Raw genomic sequence first — 3709 nt, 5'->3', positions numbered from 1 at the left:
TCATACAACTCATCGCCACCAGGTCGTTGGTCGCTCCGTTGGCGGGGTTCGTGCCAACCGTCCCCGACACCACCACCCCAAACCCCGTAGTGTTTGTCCCGGCGGTGATAATGTACTTCTGCCGGTTCGTACTGCCATCTGTCGCCGTCGTGCCGGTCAGTTTCAACGCCGGGCGGGTGGACGCATCCGCTGCCCCATTGCAGTTGCTCAGCGTGACCGTCAGCGTTTTCGGTGCCAGCATCACCCAGTTTTGCCCCACCGCGCCATTCACCGTCGCCAGGTCGGCCGCCGACCAGACCACGGTCGGATCGGCCGCAACGGTACAGGTCCCCTGCACCACCGTGTAATTAAACTGCAGCGCCACGGAATTGGCGTTGTACGCCCCCGGCGTACAACGCCAGCCCGACAGGCAACAGACACCCGGCAAGCCAGCGACCGGCCCCCCGCCGCGTTCTTATTTCTTTCATTGAGGCACCTCACGTCTGCCACCACGCATCACTGATATTCAAACGTAAACGTCACCGTCGCGGCCAGCTCGCCGGTGTTATTTTCACCCGCCACGCTGGTACACGTCGGGTTCGTCCCGCAGCCAACCCCCACGTAGTACGTCTTCATCTGGGTCGTCGGCGTCTCATTGGCATTCCCAAGCACAATCGCATCCCCGGCCTTGACAAAATCTTTGGTATCCCAGTTCACGGCGTTTTTGTTGCTCAGCACGAACCCCATCCCGCTGACCCCCGTCCCGCCCGCCTTATGGAACAACCAGGCCCCCTGCGCGTTGTCGGTGACCGGCACGGTGTCCCCACTGACGGTCAACACCGGCTTTTTCCCCTGCTCTCCCCGCACCCCAGTGCACGTCAGCTGAAGGTCAACCTGCGTCATGCTGTGCAGGCCGCCTTTGGCCAACTCTTCCGGGTCCACACTGCTGATGGAAGGGGAGGAAGGACTCCAGTGGACATCACAGGTGCTCGCGCTAATCTCCACGGACACCACATAGTCAGTCGAGTCGGTCGCCCGGGTGCCACCACTCCAGCCCCCGACCATCACCAGGGCCGTCATCATCAAACAGCGGTATCCTGACGCCATTTTCATCTCTTCGTCTCCGTCTCGTTCACCGCTATGTCCATGACCTATCGGTAGGCCATCTGGAAACTCACGACCGCATTGACATCCGCCACCGCAGGGGCCTGTCCCCCTTCGGAAACAAAGCCCACACTGTATTGCACCACCTTGCCATCCGCCGGTACTTCACCCTTTTTAAACTGCGACTGCGCACTGATATCCCCGGACTTGACGGTCACGGGCGCCGCCTTATAATTCGCCAGACTGCCGGCATAGTGCCCCTCTTTGAACATGAAGCCTGCCTGTCCGTTGTGAGCGTCGTTAAAAATCATGCCCTGGCTGTTATCCAGCGTTGTACCGCCGAATATCACCCCCGGCGTCGCCGCCGACCCCGACGGCCCCGAACAGTCCTTCAGCGTCATGTCAAAGGGTTGCACCCTGACCGTGCCGTTGTTGTCCGTAAAGTCCGCCGGCACAAAATTGCCCAGCGACACCGTCTCCGGCAGCACGAAGGTACAGGTCCCCGCGACTATCTGGGTGGATAGGTTCAGCGTGGCCGTCGTCGAGGCCCGTACCGTACCGCCACTCAGCAACAGCAGCCCCACCACCGGCAGCGCCCCCCATACCGTCCGTTGCCCGCGATCTTTCATCGTTCGTCTCCTGTCAACTGACGGGCCTACCCGTCAGTTGATCGCCGCCGTGCCACTGACCTTCCCGCCGGCGTCATTCAACACCACCCAGGCGGCCTGCTTCTTCTGGACACTGGTACTGCCATACATCTGGCTGCTAAACGGTGCCAGCATGATGGGGTGTGTCGCATCAAACTCCACCGGATAACCATCCACCGAAACCGAGAAAAAGGTCACTGTCCAGGGGGTCGGATTGGTGATACGGAGCCCACCCGGCACCCGCTGCCAGCGCAGTTGCCGCCAGCTGTCGACCGTCGGCGCGCCGATACCATGCGGCCGGTAAAACACTTTGATGATGTTGCCGGTCCCCAGCAATAACGAGGCGCCAGCAAACCCCTGCCGGCTGTTGCGCGCCAGCGGATTCGTGGCCGGAATGCCCGCTACCTTCAGATAAAACAGACTCTCGCGGTCAACCGGCAACCCCTTCGGCGACAACAGACTGATGCGCAACATGCTGCGCCCCCCCGGCTCCAGACGGAACAACGGCGGCGTCACAAAGAAGTTTGCTACCTGATGGTTATCGTCCACCGACCGGGTCACCCGGCTGCGGATCAGCGATAGCGGATCGGATGACGACCCAATCACCTTCAACAGAGAGTTTCCCTCATCCTGATACACCACCACCCGGGTCCCGCCCAACATAAAGGCCCGGCTTGCGGTTGATACCAGCAGCAACGCCAGCAACACCCCGGCAGACCGTTTTATCCGCATCGTTTCACACCCCTTCACTCCATTACGCATCGGCTCTGTCAGCCATACACCATTGAAAACAGCAACGCGGCCCTGACCCCACCTCGCGTCCCAGGAGCCAGAGCACTCTGTATCCTGAGTCGGGGGAGCACCGACTGCGTACCCACCGCTGACGGCGGCAACAAAAACGCATTCTCCGTCGGCGTCACCCTGCGCGTTCGCCCGCCGTAAGTGACCCGCAGTTCAACGCCATGCCCCTCACCGGCACCGACACCCCACAAACCGTATCGGCGTGAGGCCACCGCCCCCTGCACCAGCAGGGCGGCAGGCACAGATGCCCCCGAACACCCGCTGAAATACAGATAAACCGCCGAGAACACCAGCGAAGCACGGATATTACCGGCCTGCAGAGCCGTGTTTGCCGCGGTACTTTTCAGGGCAGCCTCCACCGTCACCGGCTTAATCACCAGGTCCGCGGGATTGACAGCACTGGTGTTGTTAGTTTCCGTGATTTGGATAGTGTTATCTGCGGACGTCAGTGGTTTCTGCGTCGGCACAGGCCCACTTTTCCATTCCAGTTGAACACCCACGCCAGTGGCACGACTGGCTGTATCACCCCACAGGCCGTCGGTCGCCAGCGTCGGGTCCAGGTCAGCGCTTTCTGCTTTCAGGACCATGAATTTGTTCATCGGAATGTCATCACCCTTACAATTGTTCAAAAGCAGCGAGGTCACTTTTTTACTCGCTTGCAGAACAGCGCCCTGTGTTGCATCGAAATCCGCTTTCGCCCAGGTTCCCAGATCAACGTCACCGGCACCGTTCAGCGTCACGTCACAGGTCGTCGGCGTGATTTGTCCCTTGAAGTTGACCGTGGCGTTGTTCGCTGCCTGCGCACCGGAAACCAGTGCCAGTGTCACACCCACTGCCAAACCCATCTTTAAAAATGTCTTTTTCATTTGTCTTTTCTCTTTAGCTATTGGTTAGTTTTTTGCAAGCATCCTGCCGCCGGGCAGCGCCCTCAGCCGGCCCTACTCACCCCATAGATTCATGATTGAGCTTTACAATTAGGACCATTTTGACAAGCAAACGGGAAAAGCAGCCTGTTCAGCGGCTTTAACGGGTTATGGCGGGATTTTTTGCTAACATTTATTTCTGTATAGAATGAAATGCTTTCATAAACGAAGATTTATTTGTCAACTAAATGTAAACATGATTTTCAATAGAAAATATGTTTTTTAACAGGAGGTTAGCCTGGAAAGAGGTTAAGA

Annotated in this window: 5 protein-coding genes; all 5 read right to left on the bottom strand. The window is 58.5% G+C overall.

Features of this window, described 5'->3' with window-relative positions:
* On the bottom strand, positions 1-364 hold a 364-nt coding region (locus BL249_RS18510), incomplete at its 3' end, for a hypothetical protein (protein WP_143354868.1).
* Positions 365-495: 131 nt separating this feature from the next.
* Positions 496-1092, bottom strand: coding sequence for a hypothetical protein (locus BL249_RS18505; protein ID WP_099707620.1), 597 nt, complete (start codon positions 1090-1092; stop codon positions 496-498).
* Positions 1093-1130: 38 nt separating this feature from the next.
* The gene (locus BL249_RS18500) at positions 1131-1712 is read right to left on the bottom strand and encodes a fimbrial protein (protein WP_099707621.1); all 582 of its coding nucleotides are present in this window, start codon (positions 1710-1712) and stop codon (positions 1131-1133) included.
* 33 nt (positions 1713-1745) lie between these two features.
* Positions 1746-2462, bottom strand: a complete 717-nt coding sequence (locus tag BL249_RS18495) for a fimbrial biogenesis chaperone (RefSeq protein WP_158233127.1) — start codon at positions 2460-2462, stop codon at positions 1746-1748.
* A 38-nt stretch (positions 2463-2500) separates the two neighbouring features.
* The gene (locus BL249_RS18490; protein ID WP_099707623.1) at positions 2501-3397 is read right to left on the bottom strand and encodes a fimbrial protein; all 897 of its coding nucleotides are present in this window, start codon (positions 3395-3397) and stop codon (positions 2501-2503) included.
* Positions 3398-3709: the final 312 nt, after the last annotated feature.

Origin of the sequence: Erwinia sp. OLFS4, assembly GCF_002752165.1 — a bacterium.
Taxonomy (GTDB): domain Bacteria; phylum Pseudomonadota; class Gammaproteobacteria; order Enterobacterales; family Enterobacteriaceae; genus Izhakiella.
Note: the sequence above shows the minus strand (reverse complement) of the source record. Positions and strands in the feature narration are given on the sequence as shown.

Excerpts from the sequence above, each read along its gene's own strand:
- BL249_RS18495 (WP_158233127.1), bottom strand. The coding sequence starts at position 2,462 with ATGCGGATAAAACGGTCTGCCGGGGTGTTGCTGGCGTTGCTGCTGGTA.
- BL249_RS18505 (WP_099707620.1), bottom strand. The coding sequence starts at position 1,092 with ATGAAAATGGCGTCAGGATACCGCTGTTTGATGATGACGGCCCTGGTG.
- BL249_RS18500 (WP_099707621.1), bottom strand. The coding sequence starts at position 1,712 with ATGAAAGATCGCGGGCAACGGACGGTATGGGGGGCGCTGCCGGTGGTG.
- BL249_RS18490 (WP_099707623.1), bottom strand. The coding sequence starts at position 3,397 with ATGAAAAAGACATTTTTAAAGATGGGTTTGGCAGTGGGTGTGACACTG.